We start from the raw sequence: 22858 nt of genomic DNA, 5'->3' as shown, positions 1-22858 counted from the left end.
GTCACGCCGGGGGTCGCGGGTTCGAGTCCCGTCCGCTCCGCCACTACTTAAGAAGCCCAGTCGAGAGACTGGGCTTTTTTTTGTTTTTAAGGCCTTCCCTGACGGGAAGGCCTTTTTCGCTTCTGGCCCTTAGGGTCATATTCAGCATTGCCTTGGGCAGTTTTTCCCCTATCAATTTATCTTCTCCCGTTGCGGATCTATTTTCTCCAGCCTGGAACCGTCACGCTCGTGAGTAGCCTCCTCTCTTGCAGGGGTAGGTGAACAAAGCTTCTTCTCAGTGCTTTATCTACGTCAATGTCGCAGTGTATCTGGGTAACGGTAATGGATTATTCGGAAGAGGATATGTGGTGGGCATCAATGATGGGATATGCAGCCTGCTGCGTTTGGTGTTGCTGAGGCAAGGGGAAATAGATGAGAGAGGGAGCGTATCAGCATATACAAAAAAGCCCACACAACCAAAGTTGCATGGGCTTCGAATTGATGGCGGAGGAGGTGGGATTTGAACCCACGGATGGTCGCCCATCGCCGGTTTTCAAGACCGGTGCATTCAGCCGCTCTGCCACCCCTCCGCAGCAGTGCGGCGAATATTACCATGCTGTTTCTGCTTGTAAATCCCTGGCTTGCCTGATCGCTGGTTAATTGCACGAAATCACGACAAAAGGGATGAAAAGGGTAGGGTTATCGCATTTTTAGCCAGATAACTTGACTTGAATACAGACTCAACCACTATAGTGGCCACCATCATATCCTCTGCAAGATAATGTTATGACTATTAAAAATGCCCTGTTTTGCGCCTTGGCGGGCGTAACCCTGCTGGCGGCTCCGGCCCAGGCAAGCGAGTTGACCAAGACCGATGTCGAGCAAATCGTGCGTGACTATCTGGTCAAGAATCCGGAAATACTGGTTGAGATGTCCAATGCCCTGCGCGCCAAGCAGGAGCAGCAGCAAGCCGAAAGTGACAAGGCGCTTATCAAGGCTCATGCCAAGCAGCTCTATGGTAACAATGACCCCGAGATGGGTAATCCGAAAGGCTCGCTGACAGTGGTCGAGTTCTTCGACTATAACTGTGGCTACTGCAAGCGCGCCCACCCGCTGGTCAAACAGCTGATGGCGGAAGACAAGGATATCCGTTACATCTACAAGCAGTTCCCGATCCTGAGCGAAACCTCCTACTTTGCCGCACGCGCTGCACTGGCAGTCCAGTTGGGACAGCCAGACAAGTACCAGGCCTTCCATGAGAAGCTCTATGCGCACAAGGGTCCGTTGACCGATGAGTCACAGGTCAAACAGGTTGCTGAGGCGGCAGGCGTGAACTGGAGCAAGGTTGAGGCCAAGCTCAAGGATGGCAGCATCGATCAGAATCTGGGTACCAACCGGGCACTGGCGGAAGCGCTTGCCATTTCGGGCACCCCTGCCTTTATTATCGGTGATCAGATCCTGCGTGGCGCACCGCGGGATCTCGCGAGTCTGAAAGGCTTCATCAAAGATGTGCGTGAAGGCAAGAGCATTCAGTAAGCTCTGTTTGCACCTTCAGCCGTGATAGAAATAGAAAAAGAGGGCCGGTATTGCTACCGGTCCTCTTTTTATTATGCCCATCGGAACAGGTGGTCGTCGCGAAAGGACCATAACAGCGTCCGACGGGATGGGCCTCTCGCCCCAGTAACAAGTATTAGCAGAGTCGTTCGACGTCTATCCGGGAATATTTGCTCCCACTGCCGCGTATTTGGGGGATTGCTTAATTCCAGTCAAGATTTTTCCTGCTGCCTGCCTTAGAATCGCCGCCCGTGGCAGGAGAAACCCATATGTTAGTTGAAATTTTACGGTTAATTTTTATAGTCGGCGGTCTGGCATACGTCATCATGCTGGTGCAGGCATGTTGGCGAATGAAGCGTAACGGGACGATCGAGCCCACCCCCTTCTGGCCTGTGGCGGCGATCGGGGGGATTGCCAATTTCCTCGATACTTTGGGGATTGGCAGCTTCGCGGTGAAGACGGCTTGCTACAAGCAGTTCAAGCTGATCGACGATCGTCTGTTGCCCGGCACCCTCAACAGTCAGTGTGTGTTGCCTGCGGTGACCCAATCACTCATCTTCATCGGCGCAGTGGCCGTCGACCCCCTGACCTTGCTCAGCATGATGGTCGCCGCTGCGGCAGGCGCCGCCTGGGGCGCACGGCGGGTTGCCTCGTTTGATCGGCAAACCGTGAGGCTGGTGATGGCTATCTCTCTTCTGGTGGTCGCCGGATTCATCTTCGCCGGTCTCCTGGGCCTTTTCCCCGTGGGGGGGGAGGCGATGGGGTTGAACGGCTACAAGCTGGTGATCGCCCTGCTCGGCAATTTCCTCTTCGGGGTACTGATGAATGTCGGTATCGGTCTGTTTGCACCCTGCATGACTCTCGTCTACCTGCTTGGCATGAACCCGCTGGCAGCGTTTCCCATCATGATGGGCTCTACCGCCGTACTGAGCGTCTTCTCGGCGGGTACCTTTATCCGCAAGGGGGCCTTTGATGCCAAGGCCGTGCTGGCGGTTGCCATCTTTGGCCCCATCGGGGTGGTGCTGGCGGCCATGCTGGTCAAGTCGATGGATGTGGAGATGCTGAAGTGGCTGGTCGCCTTCATCGTCATCTATACCTCCTGGACCATGTACGCCTCCTGGCGGGCGGGTCGTCAATCCTCCCCACAACTGGTTGCGGACGCAAGTTAGCCTGCACCAGGGCAGCCTCGGCTCTGGCCCCGAGAAAGACATAGAGCCCGAGAGCCAGCAACAGGCCCACGGCACACCCCATCACGCCGACCGCAGGCCAGAGCAGCTCGCTCTGGCCCAGTGAGCCCTTGAACAGCAACAGCAGCCCTTCGATGGAGACCGCGATCAGGATGGCGGCGATGAAGCGGGTAATGGTGCGGCGAATGGCGCTGTGGCGAAAGATGTCCTTATGCAGCAGCACCTCCTCTTCCAGAATGGTTTTGCCGAGATCGAACACCGCCAGCGCCAGGGTCAGGAAGATGATGGCGCTGAAGGCGCCAAGCCGGTTCTGACGGGTGCCGCACAACAGCAGGTAAAGCTGCTCCAATCCGTGCCAGATGAGGGTGGCGACGATCAGGAACAGAGCCGCACTCAATATCACGTAGACCCCTTTGAACCAGGGAATGGCGCGCCGCCGCCCACCATCGCCCATCAACCAGGCGATCAGCTGGTGCAGGCAGACGGTGACTGCCCGTTCTTGACCACGGATAACCAGATGCAGCCGGTCGGATTCGGCAGGAGAGGGTGGCAGGATCCCGGCTGCCCCTTGCCATTGTTCGATGCTGACGATGAAGGGGTAGCGCTTGAGCGAGGCAAGCGGGGCTTCGAGCAATCCCTGCAACAGAGGATGCAGTTCGTCGCCAAACTCCTGATAGCGTCGCAACACGTCGATGGGGCTCATCTCTGCCATGGGAACCTCGTTTGCATGTGACCTGAGCTGGATGTGCAAATTGTGGGCCTGCTTTATGACAGGGATAGGAGAGGGAATTGCACCAGAAGGCGGCAGGAGAGGGGCGGGTCAGGAAGGATTGCACCGCAAAGGTGAAGAATAAAAAAGGGCCCTCGTGGGCCCTTTCTGTATCGGCAGGGGATTAACCGGCCAGCTTGGCGAAGCAGCGATCGGCGGCTGCCAGGGTGTGTGCTATCTCCTTGTCGCCGTGAGCCATCGACAGGAAGCCAGCCTCGTAGGCGCTCGGCGCCAGATAGACGCCCTCCTCCAGCATCAGGTGATAGAAGCGCTTGAAGCGCTCCATGTCGCAGCGGGTTACCTGCTCGTAGCGGGTGATCTCGGGCTCGTCGGTGAAGAAGAAGCCGAACATGCCGCCGACATAGTTGATGGCGAGCGGGATGCCGTGTTTGGCAGCTGCGGCTTTCAGCCCTTCTGCAACCCGGGCTGTCTTGGCACTCAGCTGTTCATAGAGGCCCGGCTCCAGCAGCAGATCCAGCATGGCCAGGCCGGCGGCCATGGCCACCGGGTTGCCGGAGAGGGTGCCCGCCTGATAGACGGGGCCGGTCGGGGCGATGTGCTGCATCACCTTCTTCTTGCCGCCGAAGGCCCCCACCGGCATGCCGGCCCCGATGATCTTGCCGAGGGTGGTCAGATCCGGATCGATATTGTAGTGCCCCTGGGCGCCGCGCAGGGAGACGCGAAAACCGGTCATCACCTCGTCTAGGATCAGCAAGGCGCCGAACTCGTCACAAATGGCGCGCAGCCCTTCCAGGAAACCGGGCACCGGCGGAATGCAATTCATGTTGCCGGCCACCGGCTCGACGATGATGCAGGCGATCTCGCTGCCGTACTGGGTGAAGGCCTCGCGCACCGAGTCCAGATCGTTATAGACACAGGTGAGAGTGTGCTTGGCGAAGTCGGCCGGCACGCCAGGGCTGTTGGGCTGGCCGAGGGTCAGGGCGCCGGAGCCGGCCTTGACCAGCAGGGAGTCAGCGTGGCCGTGGTAGCAGCCTTCGAATTTGACGATCTTGTCGCGACCTGTGTAGCCGCGGGCCAGCCGGATGGCGCTCATGGTTGCCTCGGTGCCGGAGTTGACCATCCGCACCTGCTCCATGGAGGGGACGATCTGGCGTACCTTCTCGGCCATCAGCACTTCGATCTCGGTGGGAGCACCGTAACTCAGACCCTTTTCCACCGCCTTGATGACGGCAGCCTTGATGACCGGATGATTGTGACCGAGCAGCATGGGGCCCCAGGAGCCGATATAGTCTACATAGGCCTGACCGTCGACGTCATAGAGGTAGGCGCCATCGGCGTGGTCGATGAAGCGGGGTGTGCCGCCGACCCCATTGAAGGCGCGGACCGGTGAGTTGACGCCGCCCGGAATGGTCTGGCGGGCCTGTTCAAACAGCTGATCTGATTTTGACATGGATCATCCTTAATGGGATTTTGGTCGTCACACAGGGGAAAGCAGCCGATTGAGACTCGGCAGGTTGTGGCATGAGGAGTATGCTTTGCGCTCTCGCCACCCGGACTCTCGGTCTGCACCCGTGACAAAATTAACGGGCCGACTATAGCAGAAAGCCCCAGCCCTGGGCAGCCGAGCAATGCGCCGGGTGATCCTGATCTCAGCTCGCTGACGATGTCGTTTTTCAAGTTGGTATAACAAGATGGCGCAACAAGCTCTCTCCTCTTCTGAACCGGATGCAGCTCCTCGGGGAGCCGTCTCTCGAATCATCCGGCAAGACAAGATCCCCTTGCTGGTACTGCTGCTCGCAGCTTTGGTCGGTACCCTGGCGGGGCTGGTATGCGGCCTTTTTGAATCTGGGGTGCATTGGCTGGTCGGGCAACGCCTGGATCTGCTAGCCGATCGCCCATGGTGGCAACTGGGGCTGCTTGGATTCGGGTTCAGCGCCCTGCTGGGGCTGGTCGGTTACTTTCTTACCCATGCCTTTGCCCCCGAGGCGGGCGGCTCCGGCATTCCCGAAATCGAAGGGGCGATGGACGATCTGCGCCCGGTGCGCTGGTGGCGGGTGTTGCCGGTCAAGTTCTTCGGCGGCATCTGTACCCTGAGCTCCGGCATGGTGCTGGGACGTGAGGGGCCGTCGGTCCAGATTGGCGGCAACCTTGGCAAGATGGTGGCGGATATCTTCCGGCTGCCCAAGGAGCATGGCCATGCTCTGCTGGCCGCCGGGGCGGCTGGCGGCCTTGCCGCCGCCTTCAATGCGCCGCTGGCTGGGATCCTGTTCGTGATGGAGGAGATGCGGCCGCAGTTTCGCTACTCCTTCCTGGCCATCAAGGCGGTGGGGATCTCTGCCATCATGGCCACCCTGATGCTGCAAAACATGAAGGGGCAAGCCCCCGTCATCAGTCTACCGCACTATGATGCCCCGGCACTGAAGGCACTCTGGCTGTTCCTCTTCATGGGGGGTATGTTCGGGGTGCTCGGCTTTGTCTTCAATAAGCTGGTGCTGGCCTGTCAGGATGGCTATCTGGCGCTGCACCAGAACAAACGTCATCGCTTTGTCGCCATCGGCATGCTGGTGGCTGGCACCTTTGGCGTCTTGTCGCTGTTTGCTCCGGCTGTCACGGGGGGCGGTACCGAACTGATCCCCCACCTGATGGGGGGGGAATATGCGATGGCCACCCTGTTCCTCATCTTCTCGGTGCGACTGGTGGCGACTCTTATCTGCTTCTGCTCCGGCGCCCCTGGTGGGGTATTTGCCCCTACCCTGGCCCTCGGCACCCTGTTTGGCGTGGTGTTCGGCCATCTTTTTCACTCCGCGTTTCCGGATCTTGGCATCGAGCCCGGCGCTTTCGCCATCGCGGGTATGGGGGCGTTGTTTGCCGCCACAGTGCGTGCGCCCATCACCGGCATAGTGCTGGTGACGGAGATGACCGACAACTATCAGCTGATCCTGCCCATGATGATCACGACCGTCGGCGCGACCCTGGTGGCGCAGGGATTGGGTGGTCGCCCCATCTATTCCCAGATCCTGGAGCGAACTTTACGGCTCGCCGCGCGTCAAAAGCGGGGAGAGAGCGGCACCACCACCAGTTAACTCCTTGTATATCATCGCGGTTCAGCTTGGGTCGCGTATAGTGAAGGGAAGGTGGCTGCCGTATGGCGTGGTAACAGAAGAGGCCCTATGTCCCAGATATTGAAGTTGTTGGCGGTGCTGATCGTGGGGGCGCTCATCGGATACTTTGTCGGTAGCCGACAAGAGTTGGCACAGAGCAGTCTGCTGGTGGTGCAGCAGGAGACGCTGGATCGCCAAGGCAAGGCCATCGGTCAGCTCAAGACCGAGCTAGGCGTGAAGGATACCCAGCTGGCGACCCAGAAGGCAGCCTTCGAGCAGTTGCAGACCACCCTGAAGAGCCAGGAGGCTCAAGTACAGGAGCTCAAGCGCCAGTTGGCGTTCTTCGAGCGGATCATGCGCCCCACCGGTGAACAGGTCGGGGTGGTGATCGATAACCTCACCCTGCAGGAGACCAGCATTCCCGGTCGTTATCACTATCGTCTGGCCCTGACGCAGCCTGCCAAGAAGCGCGAGCTGTTTCGCGGTCAGGTGCAGATCCGGGTCGAAGGCAGCCAGGGTGACAAGCCCAGAGTGCTGACCGGACGTGATCTGGGGATGAAGGTGAGCGAATGGCGCTATGCCCTGCGTTATTTCCAGCTGCTTGAGGGGAATTGGCAGTTGCCCGAAGGGTTCGTGCCGGACCGGATCCGGGTCACCATCAACAAGGATGGCCGGCAGCCGGCGCAGGAGTTGCTGGTGGAGTGGGGCGAAGTGATCAAACCGCTGGTCGCGGCGCCACCGGCTCCCGTGCCCGCCACCGGACAAGAGTAGTGGTGAATACTTGAACTGAATGGTCGGGTATTGGATAATTTCGCGGTTCCCATGTTTGTGGATCTAATGGTTGTGAGGTCAGTGATGAGTGCAGTAGCAGAAGCCCCGTTGCCAATCCAGATGACGGATGCGGCAGCCAACAAGGTGAAGACCCTGATCACCGAAGAAGAAAATCCGGAGCTCAAGCTGCGGGTATACATCACGGGTGGGGGCTGCTCTGGTTTCCAGTATGGTTTTACCTTTGATGAGAAGATCAACGATGGCGACACCGTGGTCGAGAAGAACGGCGTTACCATGGTGATCGATCCCATGAGCCTGCAATATCTGGTGGGCGGTAGTGTGGATTACACCGAGGGTCTGGAAGGTTCGCGTTTCACCGTGACCAACCCCAACGCCACGACGACCTGTGGCTGTGGTTCCAGCTTCTCCATCTGACCACGAATCCGGTTCGATGCAACGGCTCTCGGCAACGAGGGCCGTTTTTGTTGGTTGAGTGGTAATAACGATAAAGGCGCCGCAAGGGCGCCTTTATCCTGTTCAAAGTGCTGGGTTAGCGGGAGCTGGCCGCCTCGACCAGCGGTACCCGATTCACAGCCTTGCCCAGATAGGCGAGGGTGATAGTCACTATGATGCAGGTGAAGCTGAGCCACATGTAGGGCAGGTAATCGAGGGTAGCCACCCCCAGTACCCCGGCCATGAAGATGCCGTTGTCGCTCCAGGGCACCATGCCGCAGGTGAGGGTGCCGCCAAACTCGGCGTTGCGGGAGAGGTTCTTGCGCGCCAGTCCCAGCCGGTCGTAGTTCTTGGCCATGATCTTGGGGGTCAGGATCAGCGACACATACATGGCGGAGCCGAACACGTTGGCCAGGAAGGCGGTGCCTATGGTGTGGGTAGTCAGGCTGCCGGCTCCGTTGATGCGCTTTTCAAAGGCGCTGGCGATCACTTCCAGAATGCCGACCTTCTCCAGCAGGCCACCGAAACCCAGACCGAAGATGATGACGGCCACCGAGCCCAGCATGGATTCCATACCGCCACGGCCCAGGATGTTGTCGATGAAATCGACACCGGATGTGATGGCAAACGGGCTGTAGGCGGAGTGCATCGCCTTGACCGGATCCATGTCCTGGAAAACGATGGCCCACACCAGGCCCAGCAGGGCGCCGAAGCTGATCACCGGGAAGGCGGGCTTGCGGTTGGCCAGGAGGCCCAGCACCAGCACCACCGGAATGATGGCCAGCGGGGTGATGTTGAACTGCTTGTCGAGCGCTTCCATCACCAGGTTGACCTGCTCCAGGCTCACATTGCCCGAGTACTGCATGCCGACCACGGTAAACAAGGCGGCGGTGATGATGTAGGAGAACAGGCTGATGGGCAGCATCCCCTTGATGTGTTCCATCACGTCGACGTTGGACATGGTGGAGGCCAGTACCACGGAGTCGGAGAGCGGGGAGAGCTTGTCACCGAAGTAGACGCCGGAGAGCACGGCACCGGCCACCAGAGGTGCCGGAACTCCCAGGCTATGGCCTATGCCCATCATGGCAATACCGGCGGTGGCGGCGGAGCCCCAGGAAGTGCCGGTGGCCAGCGAGGTGAGGGAGCAGATGATCAGGGTCGCCAGCAGGAAGATGGAGGGGTGTATCACCTTGAGGCCGAAGTAGATGATGCTGGGCACTATGCCGCCTGCGATCCAGGTGCCGACCAGGGCACCGACGGAAACCAGGATCAGAATGGCTCCCATCCCCTTGGAGACGCCGTCGACGGCAGCCTGTTCCAGGGATTTGTAATCATGGCCGAGCTTGATGCCCAGCCCCATGATGACGAACCAGGCGATGAACAGGGCCAGCTGGATCGGCAGGTCGAGCACGCTGGTAAAGGAGAAGGCCAGGGCCAGGAAAATGGCCAGGCAGGCAAATACCTGCAGCATGCTCGGCAGTCGGATTTGGTTGTGTTGGTTTTGCATAGATACTTCCTAAACTCTTGCTCGCCAAGGTCGGTCCCTCTCGTCCTGTGGATATCTGTATCCCGAGGGGCCAACCCAAAAAGAGGCCGCAATCTATCACAATCCGGGGGGATAAAATCCCAACTGAATTGGCAAAAACACAAGATTGATTGAAAAAATCACAATTTAGTTGATCTCATAACCCATTTTTGAGCGCCATGTTGGCAAGGTGAGCAACATTCGAAGCTCGTTTGAAATGGCTTGCACCACCAATAGATGAAGATGATAATTGTTCTCAATTGTGAGGCAAGGAGAGAAGAGATGCGCTGGGGGTTGAGAGGGGTCCTGTTACTGGCCGCGTTGGCCGTGCTTTATTGGGGGCACGGGAAGGAGTATGGCTTCTGGAGTCTCGGTTTTGTGCTGGCGGCCTGGGTGATGCTCGAACCCAGGTTGAAGCCTGCGTTGATCTTGCTGCCAGTGGCTGGGGCGGTGGGGGCCGTCACCCTGCTCTGGCAGCAGCCATGGCTATGATTGCTTGGTGGGGGCTTGCTTGATGGTCTGCTGGGCCAGCTTGAGGGACTCGATGACCTGTTTCTCCATCTCGGCCCGCTTGGCGTCAGTCAGGAAGTAGATCATATCGACATCGTGGCGAATGTAGTGGGCAGGCAGCTGGTTGAGGGTGAGGCAGCAGAGATCGGCCATCTGATCGCTGCTCAGGGTCTGTTGCAGTCCCTGCTTCTCAATCTCCTTGAGCATCAGGTGTTCGTAGAAATTGTGAATATCGGTATCCAGTATCATAACGGTTCCTTGGCATGGCGATAGGCGGGGAATCGTCAAAAGCATAGTCATAACAAGGGGTAAAAACAAAAGGCCCGTCACTTTCGTGATGGGCCTTTTGCGTAATGAATGGTGCGAAGAGAGGGACTCGAACCCTCACATCCGTGGGACACTAACACCTGAAGCTAGCGCGTCTACCAATTCCGCCACCTTCGCACACTGATTTTTTCCAGCTGTTTTTTACATGCGGATGGAGCGCATCGTTCTGTTTTTACATGTCAGAGTCATGGTGCGAAGAGAGGGACTCGAACCCTCACACCCGGGGGGCACTAACACCTGAAGCTAGCGCGTCTACCAATTCCGCCACCTTCGCACGTCGGGTTATCAGTCTGGATTTACATGCTGTCTGATAAAAGCATGGTGCGAAGAGAGGGACTCGAACCCTCACACCCGGGGGGCACTAACACCTGAAGCTAGCGCGTCTACCAATTCCGCCACCTTCGCACATCGGGTTATCAGTCTGAATTTACATGCCGTCTGATAAGAGCATGTTGCAGTATGGTGCGAAGAGAGGGACTCGAACCCTCACATCCGTGGGACACTAACACCTGAAGCTAGCGCGTCTACCAATTCCGCCACCTTCGCATCACTGCGGAGGGGGATTCTATAGAGTTTTGGGGGAGCGTCAACAGCCAGAGGGGACTTTTTTCACTGTTGACGCTCAAAGCCATGCCAAAGGGACAAAACTTCAGCAATTCGCCGACGCCGATGGCTCAGTGGCGTCCAAGGGCACTCTGGTACATCTGTTCATACTGGGTCACCGAGTCGGCCCAGTTGAAGCGAGTGCTCATGGCGTTGCGCTGCACTTTGGCGAAACGTGCCTTGTCCTGCAGGAAGTAGAGCAGGCTGCGGCGCATGGTATCGAGCAGGATGGCTGCCGTCGGATCGTTGAAACAAAAGCCGGTGGCATGCTCGGGATTGGCATCCCAGTCCACCACAGTATCTTTCAGGCCACCCACGGCACGTACCAGCGGCAGGGTGCCATAGGCCAGGCTGTACATCTGGTTGAGGCCGCAGGGTTCGAACAGGGAGGGCATCAGGAAGAAGTCGGCACCCGCTTCCACCAGATGGGCCAGCCTGTCGTCATAGGCGTTGATGAAGGCCAGCTTGTCCGCATGCTGTTGGGCCATGGTCTGCAACTGGGCTGCGAGCACGGGATCGCCGGAACCCACGATTACCACCTGTACCTGATGGTGGAGGAACTTCTCCAGCGCCGGGATCAGCAGAGGGACGCCCTTTTGTTCGGTCAGGCGACACACCATGCCATAGATGGGCAAGTCCGAGACGGGCAGGCCCACCTCCTGTTGCAGGCGCTGCTTGCAGATCCCTTTGCCGGCGAGATTGTCGATGCTGTATGTAGCAGGCAACAGCTCGTCAAATTCGGGATCCCAATCCTTGTAATCACAGCCGTTGAGGATGCCGCACAGATCGGCCGCCCGTTGCTGGAAGATGTGGGCCATGCCGTGGGCACCGAGGTGGGTGAGCAGCTCCTGGGCATAGTTGGGGCTGACCGCATTGATCTTGTCAGCGTAGAGCACCCCGCATTTGAGCAGGTTGACGTGGCCATAGTCGTAGTTGATGCGGCGTTCGTAATCGGCAATCTCGGGAATAGCCCAGAACTGCTCGCGGCCAAAGCCTCCCTGAAACGCTGCATTGTGAATGCTGATCACGCTGCGGGTATGCTGGAAGAAGGGGTTGTGGGCATGCCGGGTCTTCAGCAGCAGCGGCAGCAAACCTGTGTGCCAGTCGTTACAGTGGGCGATATCGGGGGCAAAACCGATTTGTTCACAGGCATGCAGGGCGGCCGCAGACAAAAAAGCAAAGCGTTCGCCATTGTCGCCATAGGCCTGATTGTTTTCGGCGTAGAGCTGGGGGCGATCGAAGTACTGCGGGCAGTCGAGCAGATAGACACAGACACCGTCCAGATCCATCTGGTAGATGCGATAGCCGATATCCGGCAGACCCGGATGGGTTGGCAGCCAGCGGGAGGCCAGCAGTCTGGCCTCATCCCGCCGTTTTATGGTCTTGTAGAAGGGCAGCATGATCCGGACATCATGCCCCTTCTGGGCCAGGTACATGGGCAGGGCTCTGGCAACATCGGCCAGGCCCCCGGTCTTGACCAGCCCCTCAACTTCCGAGGCAACAAACAGGATTTTCAGTGGGTTAATAGCCAACTCTTGCTCCCTTAGGTACCACGACGATACCGCCTTCGGATACGGTGAATCGCTCTCTGTCGTGGTCGAGATTTTCACCGATAACGGTGCCGGGTGCAATTTCAACGTTTTTGTCGATGATGGCGCGCCGGATGGAGCAACCTTCCCCTATCTTCACATCCCCCAGCAGGACGGATTCACTGATATGGCTGCAGGGGCCTATGTTGCAACGAAATCCCAGGATGGAGCGCTGGATCTGGCTGCCCTGAATGAAGCAGCCAGCGGAGATCAGTGAGTTGGCGATCTTGACCTTGCACTCTTCGCTGTCGATGAAGGTGGCGGGCGGCAGGGCCGGATAGTGGGTATGCAGCGGCCACTTGCGGTTATAGAGGGAGAAGGGGGGATTGTCAGCCACCAAGTCCATGTGTGCCTGCCAGTAGGAGTCGAGAGTTCCTACGTCGCGCCAGTAGACATCCGGCTTCTCGCCCGGGATGAGATTGGTGCTGTAGTCGTAGACATAGACGGGGGCGCGCGGGTAAAGACTGGGGATCACATCCTTGCCAAAATCATGGCTGGAGTTCTCTTCAGTGGCATCCCGTTTGAGCTCACGGCAGAGGGTCTCGGTCTCGAAGATATAGTTGCCCATGGAGACCAGCGCCTGGGTGGGGTCGCCAGGAATGGGTTTGGGATGCTTGGGCTTTTCCTGAAAACCTATCATGCGTCCCTCGGTATCCACCTCGATCACCCCGAAGGCGCTGGCCTCCTCAATGGGCATACGCAGGGCGGCGACCGTCATGGCGGCGGCTTTTTGCTTGTGGAAAGCGACCATCTGGCTCACATCCATCTTGTAGATGTGATCGGACCCGAAGATGCAGACGTGGTCCGGTTCGGCGCGCTCGATGAAACCCAGGTTCTGGTAGATGGCATCGGCGGTACCGTCGTACCAGCGTTTGCCCATGCGCATCTGGGCTGGAATGGGGTCGATGAAACGGTCGGTGATACCGACGATGTTCCAGCCTTTCTTCATGTGCAAGTAGAGGGATTGTGACTTGAACTGGGTCAGGACGTAGATGCGCAGGAAATCGGCATTGACGAAGTTGTTGAGGACAAAGTCGATCAGCCGGTAACTCCCGCCAAACGGCACTGCGGGCTTGCTGCGGGTGGTGGTGAGGGGCTGCAGGCGGGTTCCTTCGCCACCAGCCAGGATCATGGTCAAAATGCCGGCCATCGTATGTCTCTCCCTGAATAAACAAGATGAAAAGGTTTTCAATTCGTTTCAAAAAAACACCCCTTAAGGGGTGTTTTTTGTTTCCATTCAAGTACCTTATCAGATCCCGTGTGACGCTCTCTAGCGCTTTCGGGACAAGACTTACACTTATTTACACTTTGCTCAGATAGACCTTGAATTTGGCATCGCTACGCACCGTTTCGGTCTGCTTGAAGTGCGTATCCAGTATAGGCTGGTATCGCAGGAAGGCGTTGGCCACTATGGTCAGGCTGCCATGGGGTCGCAGATATTCCGGCGCCTTGGCGAGAAACGTCTCGGTAGCGGCGTAGAAGGTCTTGAGCCCGGCATGAAACGGGGGGTTTGAGACGATCCGGTCAAACTTGCCGCTGATGTCGGAGTAGACATCGGAAGCATGCACCTTGCCCTGCAGGCCGTTGATGGCCAGGGTACGGCGGCTTGATTCCAGTGCCAGGGCATTGATGTCAACCATGGTGACCTCAAGGCCGGGATTGCGCTTGGCCAGCACCGAGCCTATCACCCCGGCACCGCAGCCAAAATCGAGCAGCTCGCCGCCCATGGGGGGCAGGGCCGCCAGCAGCATCTGGCTGCCCAGATCCAGTCCGTCCGCACTGAACACACCCGGCAGCGCCATCACAGTCAATTCGGTGTCACCCGCCTTGCACTCATAGCGGCTGAACCAGGCATCCAGCTCGAACGGGGCAACCGGCTTGCTGAGCTCTCCGTGATAGAGGGAACAGCGACGGGCCGAATCGCGCTTGATCGGCTTCTCGCCATAGGGGGCCAGCAGTTTGTCGGCCCCATTGATGCCGCCGCGGTTCTCGCCGGCGAGAAACAGGTCGGCACCGGCTTCCAATAGCGGTGTCATCATGGCCAGCAGATACTGGGCCTCGGCCTTGGCCTTGGGCATCAGCAGCAGCAGGGCATCGAAGCGGAGAGCTCCGCCCAGCTGGTGGTCGAACAGGATGGCATCCTTGAGCGCGCTTTGCTGGCTGCGGTAGTAGCAGTAATCCGTGGTGAAGACGGTCAGGGAGTCGGCCAGAGTGGCCAGCTGGCGGGGATAGTCATCCTCCAGGGCGCCGCACACCAGCAGCCGCTTGCCGACAAAGAGGGCTTGGTTTCGTTCCAGCATCTGGCTGACGGCACTATTTTTATGGCTGATGGCTCCAGCAGGGCTGCTCATCGGTTCTCTCCACGCAATTTTGGGCAGCCATTATACATAGCCGGTTTCGCCTTGACATTTTTGCCGTGTTCCCGAAATATGCCCAGACACTATTTTTTGACCAGAGATGATGAAATGCGGTTCAACGAGTTGAAACGAAAGCTTAAAAAAAGCCTGAAATCCGGGCCTGCCGACGTTCGCGCGTAACCTCTCATCCCTGAGAATATTCAAACCCCGGTTGCGCACATCGTACCGGGGTTTTTTATTGCCATATGCGTGCCATTTAGGAGAAGGAGATCCCATGTTTCAAGGTTCAATCGTTGCCCTGATTACCCCGTTTCGACAGGGCAAGCTGGATGAAGAGGCGCTGCTGCGTCTGGTGGAGTGGCATGTCGAGCAGGGGACCCATGGCATAGTGCCGGTCGGTACCACAGGCGAGAGTCCGACCCTGACTCACGACGAGCACTGCCGGGTAGTGGAGCTGGTGGTCAAGCAGGTGGCGGGGCGCATTCCGGTGATCGCCGGAGCCGGCTCCAACAACCCGGTCGAAGCGATCGAATATACCCTCCATGCCGAGCGGGTCGGGGCCGATGCGACCCTGCATGTGGCCGGCTATTACAACCGTCCCAATCAGGAGGGACTCTACCATCACTTCAAGGCAGTGCATGATGCCACCGCCAAGCCCATCATCGTCTATAACATCCCGCCCCGCGCCATCGTCGATGTGCAACCGGCGACTCTGGCTCGCCTGGCCGAACTGCCGCGCATCGCCGGGGTGAAGGATGCCACCGGCGATCTGGCCCGCCCCTGGGTCGAGCGTCAGCTGATCAAAAAGCCCTTTGCCTGGCTCTCCGGTGAAGATGCTACCGCGGTGGCCTACAACATAGGTGGCGGTCAGGGCTGTATCTCGGTAACTGCCAACGTGGCGCCCAAGCTGGTGGCCGAGGTGCAGAATCTGGCGCTGGCCGGCAAGTGGCAGGAGGCGCGCGAGCTGCAGGACAGGCTGATCCCGCTTCATCAGGCCATGTTCGCCGAGCCTAGCCCCGCCGGTGCCAAGTACGCCGCTTCCCTGCTCGGTTTTTGCAGCGAAGAGTGCCGCCTGCCGGTGATGCCGCTCTCTGAGGCCACTCGTGAGCGCATTCGCAGTGCCATGCAGCAGCTGAACCTGCTGTAAGTTATCGCAAACAGTCAGAACAAAACGGGTGAGCCTTGGCTCACCCGTCTGTTTTGTTTACAGGGCCTCAAGAGAGAGTCAGCTGGCCGCCTGGTGCAACCAGGCCGCAATGGCCAGTTGCAGCGCCACATAATCCGGATGAAGGAAGAGGGCTGACAAGTCGGCGGGCCAGTGGTCGTTTTGCTGATCGCCTCTGGCAAGGTGTGCCTGAAGGCTTATGAGTTGGGGTTGCCATGATGCCGTCATGCCGGTGGCGTGGCGGTCAATGAGGGCCACGCCTTCACACAAGGCGGTGAAGGCTTGCCGCTGCACAGCGTCATCTTCCCGGTTTTCCAGCCAGAGCTGCTCGTGATGTTGCCAGTGGCGCAGCCCTTCGCCGATGGCGGCAGTGTCACTCATGGCTTTGTCGTATACCAGAGTTTGCTGTGCCAGCGGCTTGCCAAGTCCCGCCAGCTGATAGCCACGCTGCGCCTTGGACTGGGCGCCAAGGCGCACGCCGCCAAGTCGAGCAAGGCGCCCGGCCAGGGCAAACAGCGCGGCCGTGTCGCCGGATTTCAATTCCAGCTCCAGCTCGTCGATCCGGCTGCTACCCTGGCTGCCGACGATTTCCCCCTGATCCCAGGCCAGCTCGATCTCGGCCCCGTCGAAGGTGATCAGCCAGTGGCGGCGCAGGAAATCGGTACGGAATTGGGCAATCAGCTGCTGCTGGATACGGTCACGCTCGGCCAGGGTGGGCCAGATGTCGTCGGGAAAGGCGCTGAGGGTGGGCAGATCGCCGTCGATGGGAGCGTTGTATTCGGGTCTGGCGTGCAGTCCGCCCACGACCTGACCGCGGCACTTGATGGTTTGTTCGGCAAATTCATCGCAGCGGCGGATCCGCAATCCCATCTCGAGGCGGCGCAGGGCCAGATCGGGGGTATCGAAATAGACGTTGCCAAGGCGCTGCTGTGATGCCTCTTTAATATCCAATGAATTCATAAGGTTGGATAAGGTTGTCGCGACGTCATTGGCGACGAAAAACTTTATCTCGATCTCAGTTTGCATAGTCATTCCAGGCTGGGAGGCAACTTTGGGGGGCAGGAATCGGGTCGCGAGGATATAATGCCCGCGAGACAACTAGATTAATTCGCGGTTTTATTGAGGGCGCAGTTCGGTTAACATGCGCGCCTCATAAAATCGTATCGAGTGTTTTTTCACCGACACAGGTTTGGCCATGCCAGTAAATACTATTTTGGGGCTTTTTGCCAAGTCCCCCATCAAGCCGCTGCAGAAGCATATCGTCAAGGTTCACGTGTGCTGCGAGCAGCTCATTCCCTTCTTTGACGCCGTAGCCGAAGACCGTTGGGAAGATGCCGAGAAGATCCGGCAGCAGATCTCCCAGCTGGAAAAAGAGGCGGATATCCTCAAGCGTGAAATCCGTCTGAAACTGCCGCGCGGCCTGTTCCTGCCGGTTGCACGTACCGACCTGCTGGAACTGTTGACTCAGCAAGACAAGATTGCCAACCGTGCCAAGGACATCTCCGGCCGCATGCTTGGTCGTCGCATGGAATTCCCGGCCGAAATGCGGACGGATTTCATGGCCTATCTCAAACGTTGTATTGATGCGACCGCTCAGGCCGAGAAAGCGATCGGGGAGCTCGACGAGCTGCTCGAGACCGGCTTCAAGGGACGGGAAGTTGAAATGGTTGCCGAGATGATCCATCAGCTGGATCTGATCGAGGACGACACCGACACCATGCAGATCGGTCTGCGCCAACAGCTGCAAGCGGTTGAGCAGAACTACAATCCGATCGATGTGATGTTCCTTTACAAGATCCTCGAATGGGTAGGTGACCTGGCAGATCAGGCCGAGCGTGTAGGCGCCCGTCTGGAATTGATGCTGGCTCGTTCGTAATCCACTGACTGAGTAAACACAACTAATGGACATTATCGCGAATTACGGCACCACTCTGGTGCTCGTGGCGGCCTTGTTCGGCTTCTTGATGGCCTGGGGTATTGGTGCGAACGACGTGGCCAATGCCATGGGGACATCGGTTGGTACCAAATCCCTGACCATTCGTCAGGCGATTATCATCGCCATGATCTTCGAATTTGCCGGTGCCTATCTGGCTGGTGGTGAAGTGACCGCCACCATCCGTAACGGCATCATTGACAGCAATGCCTTTGCCGATAGCCCGGATCTGCTGGTGCTTGGCATGATCGCCTCCCTGCTGGCGGCAGGCGCCTGGCTGATCCTGGCCTCCTACTTCGGCTGGCCCGTCTCCACCACCCACTCCATCATCGGTGCCATCGTCGGCTTCGCCGTGGTGAGCATTGGCCCGGAGGCGGTACAGTGGAGCAAGTTTGGTGGCATTGTCGGCTCCTGGGTCGTGACCCCGGCCCTTTCCGGCGTCATCGCCTACTTCATGTTCATCAGCGTGCAGAAGCTTATCTTCAACACCGATGATCCCCTGAACAACGCCAAGCGCTATGTGCCGTTTTACATGTTCCTGACCTCCCTGGTGATCTGCCTGGTGACCATCAAGAAGGGCTTGACCCACGTCGGTCTGCACCTGACCAATGGGGAAGGTGTCCTGCTCTCAGTGGTCATCTCCATTGCGGTAGCGATCGCGGGCTGGGTCTACATTCGTGGCCAGAAATACAACCCGCAGGATGACAGCAAGATGCACTTCGCCAACGTGGAGAAGGTATTCGGCATCCTGATGGTGATCACCGCCTGTGCCATGGCCTTTGCCCACGGCTCCAACGACGTGGCCAACGCCATCGGTCCCTTGTCTGCGGTGGCTTCCATCGTAGCTTCCGGTGGCGAGATCGCCAGCCAGGCTTCCATCGCCTGGTGGATCCTGCCACTGGGTGGCATCGGTATCGTGATCGGTCTGGCGACCATGGGCGAGAAGGTGATGGCGACTGTCGGTACCGGCATCACTCACCTGACCCCGAGCCGTGGTTTCGCCGCCCAGCTGGCGACCGCCGCGACCGTGGTAATCGCCTCCGGTACCGGTCTGCCCATCTCTACCACCCAGACTCTGGTGGGTGCCGTCATGGGTGTGGGTCTGGCGCGCGGTATCGCGGCGCTGAACCTGGGCGTACTGCGCAACATCGTGGTCTCATGGGTCATCACCCTGCCGGCAGGTGCCATCCTGGCCATCGCCATCTTCTACGTGCTGCAGGCCTTCTTCTCTTAAGAGAGGAGACTGCCAGCAAAAAGCCCGAGTCATCGACTCGGGCTTTTTTATTGCGCCATGGCTGGCTTGCATCTAGCGGTTCAGAGCGCCGCGCAGATCTGCCACAGATCGTACTGGATGGCGGCGGCCGTCACTTCACGCCCAGCCCCCGGCCCCTGGATCACCAGCGGGTTGGTGCGGTAACTGTCGCTCTCGATGGCGAACACGTTGTCGCAGGGCAACAGGTTGGCAAACGGATGATGGGGTTCGAGGCTCTCGAGGCCAACTCGCGCCTTGCCGTCATGCTCGAAGCGGGCCACGTAGCGCAGCACCTTGCCAAGGCGCTTGGCTCCCTCGAAGGCGGTCTGGATCGGGCCGTCCAGCTCCGTGAGCCGGTCCATGAACTGATCCGTATCGACCTTGCGCAGGGCGACGGGTACCAGGTTCTCCAGCTCGATGTCGGCGGAGTCGAGCTCGAAACCCGCCTCCCGCGCCAGGATTAAAAGCTTTCTGCGCACATCCTGACCGGAGAGATCCTCGCGGGGATCCGGCTCGGTCAGACCGTGCTGCCATGCCTCGTCCACCAGCTCGGAGAAGGGGCGGCTGCCATCATACTGCTGGAACAGCCAGGAGAGGGTGCCGGAGAAGATACCGGAGACCCCCTGGATGCGATCGCCGCTTTGGCGCAGCATCTGGATGCTGGACTGGATCGGCAGGCCGGCGCCCACGGTAGCGTTGTAGCGCCACTGCACTTGATGGTCGCGGCAGGTCTGCTTGATGCGCTGGTAGAACTCGCTCTCGGCCGCGCCGGCGAACTTGTTGGCGGCGATGATGTGGATGCCGAGCTGGGCGAAGTCCGGGTAGTAGCGGCTCACCGTCTCGCTGGCGGTCATATCCAGCGCGATCAGGGCATCGAAGCCGTGCTGCTCCAGCTGGCCGAGCAGCTCGGGCCAGATCAGCGGTTTGGGGTCGAACTTGTCCTGTACCTTGAGCGGATCCAGGCCCTCATCATCCAGCAGGCCTCCCTTGGAATCGAATACTCCATAGAGGGTCAGCGCCAGGTTGAGCTCGTGTTCGAGACGCGCTTTCTCGCGGGCGTAGAGGCCAAGCCAGTGCCCGCCGATATTGCCCTTGCCGAACACCACCAGTCCGACCCGGGTCGGGCGGCTGAACAGGGCGCTGTGCAGGGCGATGAGCAGCGGCTCCAGCACCACCTGGCGCAGCACAGCCACCAGGCTCAGACCGTCCCTGGCCACCTGCACGAACTCCAGCGGTTGATCCGCCAGCAGCTGGTAGAAGCGGTGACACTGTTCGGCGTTGTCGGTGACACCGGCGCCCACCAAGGCCACCAGGCTGTAACCCTCTTTCTGGATAAGACCGGTGAAGCTGCCTTGCAGCTGGAAGTCGCGCAGCAGCTCGAAGGCCCCTTGCGCCACCTCCAGGGTGTAGGCGAGACGCAGGATCCGGCGATCCGGCTGGCGCTGCAGGGTGAGCGGGTTGAGGCGATGACGGGCCAGGTAGGCTTCGATGGTTGCCACTGTCTGATCAAAGTCGGTCTGCGGCATCACCTTGAGCTCGATGAGGGCGATCTGATCCACCGAGGAGACGATGCGGGCGCCACCGGAGCGCGGGGCGCGGCGCAGGATATGGGTGCAGCCCTCGTCCGGGTTGTAGCTGCAGCGCAGGGTGAGGCGCTGACGGCTGTCGGCCACCGGTTGCAGGGTGCGCGAGTGCAGCACTGAGGAGCCGAGGCGGGCCAGCTCGTTCGCCTCGGCCAGGCTCAGACGCTCCAGCAGGCGCGCCTCCTTCACCCGGCGCGGATCGGCGCTGTAGACCCCGGCCACGTCGCTCCAGATGGTGGTGGATTCACCATCTGCCAGCTGGGCCAGCAGGCTCGCGCTGTAATCGGAGCCGTTGCGGCCGAGCAGCAGGGAACGCCCCTCCAGGTCGGCGGCGATAAAGCCGGTCACCACGATGCGGCCGGTGTGCTCGGCCAGCCGCGCCTTGAGCAGTTCGCTGGAGAGCAAGGCATCCACCTTGACCAGGGCGCCATCCTCGGCACGCAGGAAGCTGCGGGCATCGAGCCAGATGGCCTTGTCGCCGCGGCTGGTGAGCAGGGCAGCCAGCAGGCGCGCCGACCACACCTCGCCAAAGGCGAGCAGGCCGTTGCGCTCGAAGCGGTCAAACTGCCCTTCCAGGGTCTTGGCGATCAGCTGCATATCGTCGGCCAACTGTTTGCTCAGCTCGAGCTGCAGTTCCCCCTCCAGCAGGCCATCGATCAGGCTCTGTTGGTAGGCCTGCAGGGCGGAGATGGCTTCACCGGCGGCTTCGTCGCCTGCCTCGGCCAGCTCCACCAGCTGGATCAGCCGGTTGGTGGTCTTGCCGGCGGCGGAGACCACGACGAGCTCTCTCCCGCCCCCCTGCTGCTCGGCTTGTTGTTCGAGAATGCTGGCGACCCGGCGATAACAGACCGGATCTGCCAGGCTGCTGCCACCAAACTTGTGCACATGGCGCCGCTTCAATCCTGCTTCTGTTGCCACCGCGATCTCTCCTTGCTGTTGTTGCTGTTCCATTACTTCGCCGCCTGTTCTGCCTGTGCAAATGCCTGGGCCAGATCGGCCACCAGGTCTTCACCGTGTTCAATACCGACCGACAGGCGCAGCAGTTGGGCGCTGATGCCTGCCGCTTGCTGCGCCGCCGGGGTCATGGCCCTGTGGGTCATGCTGGCCGGATGGGCCACCAGACTCTCCACCCCGCCGAGTGACTCCGCCACCGAGAAGAGGGTGAGGGCCGCGAGGAAGGCGCGAATGCCCGCCTCGTTGCAATCGAGTTCAAAACTTAGCATGGCGCCAAAGCCCGACTGTTGACGGCGCGCAATCTCGTGGCCCGGATGGCTCGGCAGGCTGGGGTGGTAGATGCGTTTGACCAGGGGTTGCTGCTGCAGGAAGGCGAGGATGCGATCCGTGTTCTCCTGGTGGGTGCGCAGGCGAGGAGCCAGGGTGCGCAAGCCGCGCAGGGTGAGGTAGGAATCGAACGCCCCTGAGGTGAGACCCAGACAGTTGGCCCACCACACCAGCGACTCGGCAACGGCCTGTTCCTTGGCAATCGCCACGCCGCCCACCACGTCCGAGTGGCCGTTGATGTATTTGGTGGTGGAGTGGACTACCAGATCCGCTCCCAGCGCCAGCGGCTGTTGCAGCAGGGGGGAGAGGAAGGTGTTGTCCACCACTACCTTGGCGCCCGCTTCGTGGGAAGCCTTGGCGATGGCGGCGATGTCCACTACCCGCAACAGCGGGTTGGAGGGGGTCTCTATCCATACCAGCGCCGGTTTTTGCGAAAGAGCCTCGGTCAGCGCCGTCTCGTCCCCCTGGTCGACGAACAGCACCTTGTAGTGACCCTTGGCCGCCAGGTACTCGAACAGGCGCCAGGTACCGCCGTAACAATCGTGGGGGGCGATCAGCAGATCTCCTGCCTTGAGCAGGGCTGTGGTGACCAGGTGGACGGCACCCATGCCGGTGCCGGTGACCACGGCGCCGGCGCCCCCTTCCAGCGCCGCCAGCGCATCCGCCAGATTGGTGCGGGTCGGGTTGCCGGAGCGGGCATAATCGTATTGACGAGGCTCGCCGAAGTCGGCAAAGGTGTAGTTGCTGGAGAGGTAGATGGGTGGCACCACGGCACCGTGCTGCTGGTCTGTCTCAATCCCGGTGCGTACCGCCAGGGTGGCCTTGTGGGTCATGTCACTCTCCTTGATGTCTCTTCGAACGCAGGCATCTTGCTGTCACGCGTTATCCCGCCATTGCTGGCCTATGGTGATTCACACTACGCGAGCAAGAAAAAGCCGTCAATAGCTCTAGACGTCTA

The 22858-nt window shown here is 59.5% G+C and carries 19 protein-coding genes and 5 tRNA genes; 9 read left to right on the top strand and 15 right to left on the bottom strand.

Features of this window, described 5'->3' with window-relative positions; translation table 11 throughout:
• Positions 1-481: 481 nt before the first annotated feature.
• A tRNA-Ser gene (locus ACB028_RS14740) sits at positions 482-569 on the bottom strand.
• Positions 570-765: 196 nt separating this feature from the next.
• Here ACB028_RS14740 and ACB028_RS14735 point away from each other — a divergent pair.
• Positions 766-1515 carry a DsbA family protein gene (locus tag ACB028_RS14735; RefSeq protein ID WP_042070538.1) on the top strand — a complete coding sequence of 250 codons (750 nt, stop codon included), beginning with the start codon at positions 766-768 and terminating at the stop codon, positions 1513-1515.
• A 287-nt stretch (positions 1516-1802) separates the two neighbouring features.
• Positions 1803-2702: a TSUP family transporter gene (locus tag ACB028_RS14730; RefSeq protein WP_371144600.1), complete on the top strand. Its 900-nt coding sequence runs from the start codon at positions 1803-1805 to the stop codon at positions 2700-2702.
• On the opposite strand, the gene ACB028_RS14725 is transcribed toward ACB028_RS14730, so the two are convergent.
• Positions 2620-3432 (bottom strand): hypothetical protein, encoded by an 813-nt coding sequence (locus tag ACB028_RS14725; protein ID WP_371144599.1) that lies wholly within the window; start codon positions 3430-3432, stop codon positions 2620-2622. The two genes, ACB028_RS14730 and ACB028_RS14725, sit on opposite strands and share 83 nt — an antisense overlap.
• Positions 3433-3613: 181 nt before the next feature.
• On the bottom strand, positions 3614-4900 hold the full coding sequence (hemL, locus tag ACB028_RS14720; protein ID WP_371144598.1) for a glutamate-1-semialdehyde 2,1-aminomutase: 1287 nt from the start codon (positions 4898-4900) through the stop codon (positions 3614-3616).
• Positions 4901-5141: 241 nt separating this feature from the next.
• Here hemL and clcA point away from each other — a divergent pair, with 241 nt between their 5' ends.
• The 3 genes from clcA (at position 5142) to erpA (ending at position 7757) form a co-directional block, all read left to right on the top strand.
• On the top strand, positions 5142-6533 hold the full coding sequence (clcA, locus tag ACB028_RS14715; RefSeq protein WP_223379812.1) for a H(+)/Cl(-) exchange transporter ClcA: 1392 nt from the start codon (positions 5142-5144) through the stop codon (positions 6531-6533).
• Between the two features lie 87 nt (positions 6534-6620).
• Positions 6621-7322: a DUF6776 family protein gene (locus tag ACB028_RS14710; protein ID WP_371144597.1), complete on the top strand. Its 702-nt coding sequence runs from the start codon at positions 6621-6623 to the stop codon at positions 7320-7322.
• Positions 7323-7406: 84 nt separating this feature from the next.
• Complete coding sequence (gene erpA / locus ACB028_RS14705) at positions 7407-7757, top strand: iron-sulfur cluster insertion protein ErpA (RefSeq protein WP_026456436.1); 351 nt, start codon at positions 7407-7409, stop codon at positions 7755-7757.
• A 115-nt stretch (positions 7758-7872) separates the two neighbouring features.
• Here the strand turns inward: erpA and nhaC are convergent, their stop codons facing one another.
• The gene (gene nhaC, locus ACB028_RS14700) at positions 7873-9282 is read right to left on the bottom strand and encodes a Na+/H+ antiporter NhaC (RefSeq protein WP_026456435.1); all 1410 of its coding nucleotides are present in this window, start codon (positions 9280-9282) and stop codon (positions 7873-7875) included.
• A 300-nt stretch (positions 9283-9582) separates the two neighbouring features.
• Between nhaC and ACB028_RS14695 the strand changes: the two genes are divergently transcribed.
• Positions 9583-9792: a hypothetical protein gene (locus ACB028_RS14695; RefSeq protein ID WP_371144596.1), complete on the top strand. Its 210-nt coding sequence runs from the start codon at positions 9583-9585 to the stop codon at positions 9790-9792.
• On the opposite strand, the gene ACB028_RS14690 is transcribed toward ACB028_RS14695, so the two are convergent.
• The 8 genes from ACB028_RS14690 to rsmC all read right to left on the bottom strand — a co-directional run bounded on the left by ACB028_RS14690 (position 9787) and on the right by rsmC (position 14659).
• Positions 9787-10059 (bottom strand): late competence development ComFB family protein, encoded by a 273-nt coding sequence (locus ACB028_RS14690; RefSeq protein ID WP_354688880.1) that lies wholly within the window; start codon positions 10057-10059, stop codon positions 9787-9789. The genes ACB028_RS14695 and ACB028_RS14690 overlap by 6 nt on opposite strands.
• A gap of 109 nt (positions 10060-10168) precedes the next feature.
• A tRNA-Leu gene (locus tag ACB028_RS14685) sits at positions 10169-10254 on the bottom strand.
• 71 nt (positions 10255-10325) lie between these two features.
• A tRNA-Leu gene (locus tag ACB028_RS14680) sits at positions 10326-10411 on the bottom strand.
• 45 nt (positions 10412-10456) lie between these two features.
• A tRNA-Leu gene (locus ACB028_RS14675) sits at positions 10457-10542 on the bottom strand.
• Positions 10543-10597: 55 nt separating this feature from the next.
• Positions 10598-10683 (bottom strand) — tRNA-Leu (locus ACB028_RS14670).
• 128 nt (positions 10684-10811) lie between these two features.
• Entirely contained in the window at positions 10812-12272 is a 1461-nt protein-coding gene (gene glgA, locus ACB028_RS14665) for a glycogen synthase GlgA (protein ID WP_201980799.1), read from the bottom strand.
• Positions 12262-13479 (bottom strand): glucose-1-phosphate adenylyltransferase, encoded by a 1218-nt coding sequence (gene glgC / locus ACB028_RS14660; RefSeq protein WP_026457173.1) that lies wholly within the window; start codon positions 13477-13479, stop codon positions 12262-12264. The genes glgA and glgC overlap by 11 nt, the downstream gene beginning before the upstream one ends.
• A gap of 151 nt (positions 13480-13630) precedes the next feature.
• Positions 13631-14659 (bottom strand): 16S rRNA (guanine(1207)-N(2))-methyltransferase RsmC, encoded by a 1029-nt coding sequence (gene rsmC / locus ACB028_RS14655; protein ID WP_371144605.1) that lies wholly within the window; start codon positions 14657-14659, stop codon positions 13631-13633.
• Between the two features lie 301 nt (positions 14660-14960).
• Between rsmC and dapA the strand changes: the two genes are divergently transcribed.
• A complete protein-coding gene (dapA, locus tag ACB028_RS14650; protein ID WP_042026733.1) occupies positions 14961-15833 on the top strand; it encodes a 4-hydroxy-tetrahydrodipicolinate synthase in 873 nt (290 codons plus the stop codon).
• A gap of 78 nt (positions 15834-15911) precedes the next feature.
• On the opposite strand, the gene ACB028_RS14645 is transcribed toward dapA, so the two are convergent.
• On the bottom strand, positions 15912-16877 hold the full coding sequence (locus ACB028_RS14645) for an inorganic triphosphatase (protein WP_371144595.1): 966 nt from the start codon (positions 16875-16877) through the stop codon (positions 15912-15914).
• A gap of 169 nt (positions 16878-17046) precedes the next feature.
• Here ACB028_RS14645 and ACB028_RS14640 point away from each other — a divergent pair, with 169 nt between their 5' ends.
• Together ACB028_RS14640 and ACB028_RS14635 are read left to right on the top strand one after the other, a co-directional pair.
• The gene (locus ACB028_RS14640; protein ID WP_026458279.1) at positions 17047-17727 is read left to right on the top strand and encodes a TIGR00153 family protein; all 681 of its coding nucleotides are present in this window, start codon (positions 17047-17049) and stop codon (positions 17725-17727) included.
• Between the two features lie 25 nt (positions 17728-17752).
• A complete protein-coding gene (locus tag ACB028_RS14635; protein WP_042026730.1) occupies positions 17753-19018 on the top strand; it encodes an inorganic phosphate transporter in 1266 nt (421 codons plus the stop codon).
• A gap of 80 nt (positions 19019-19098) precedes the next feature.
• On the opposite strand, the gene ACB028_RS14630 is transcribed toward ACB028_RS14635, so the two are convergent.
• Together ACB028_RS14630 and metB are read right to left on the bottom strand one after the other, a co-directional pair.
• Positions 19099-21570, bottom strand: a complete 2472-nt coding sequence (locus ACB028_RS14630) for a bifunctional aspartate kinase/homoserine dehydrogenase II (protein ID WP_371144594.1) — start codon at positions 21568-21570, stop codon at positions 19099-19101.
• Positions 21570-22733, bottom strand: a complete 1164-nt coding sequence (gene metB / locus ACB028_RS14625) for a cystathionine gamma-synthase (RefSeq protein ID WP_371144593.1) — start codon at positions 22731-22733, stop codon at positions 21570-21572. The genes ACB028_RS14630 and metB overlap by 1 nt, the downstream gene beginning before the upstream one ends.
• Positions 22734-22858: the final 125 nt, after the last annotated feature.

The organism is Aeromonas sp. S9(2024) (assembly GCF_041403185.1).
Classification (GTDB): domain Bacteria; phylum Pseudomonadota; class Gammaproteobacteria; order Enterobacterales; family Aeromonadaceae; genus Aeromonas; species Aeromonas enteropelogenes.
Note: the sequence above shows the minus strand (reverse complement) of the source record. Positions and strands in the feature narration are given on the sequence as shown.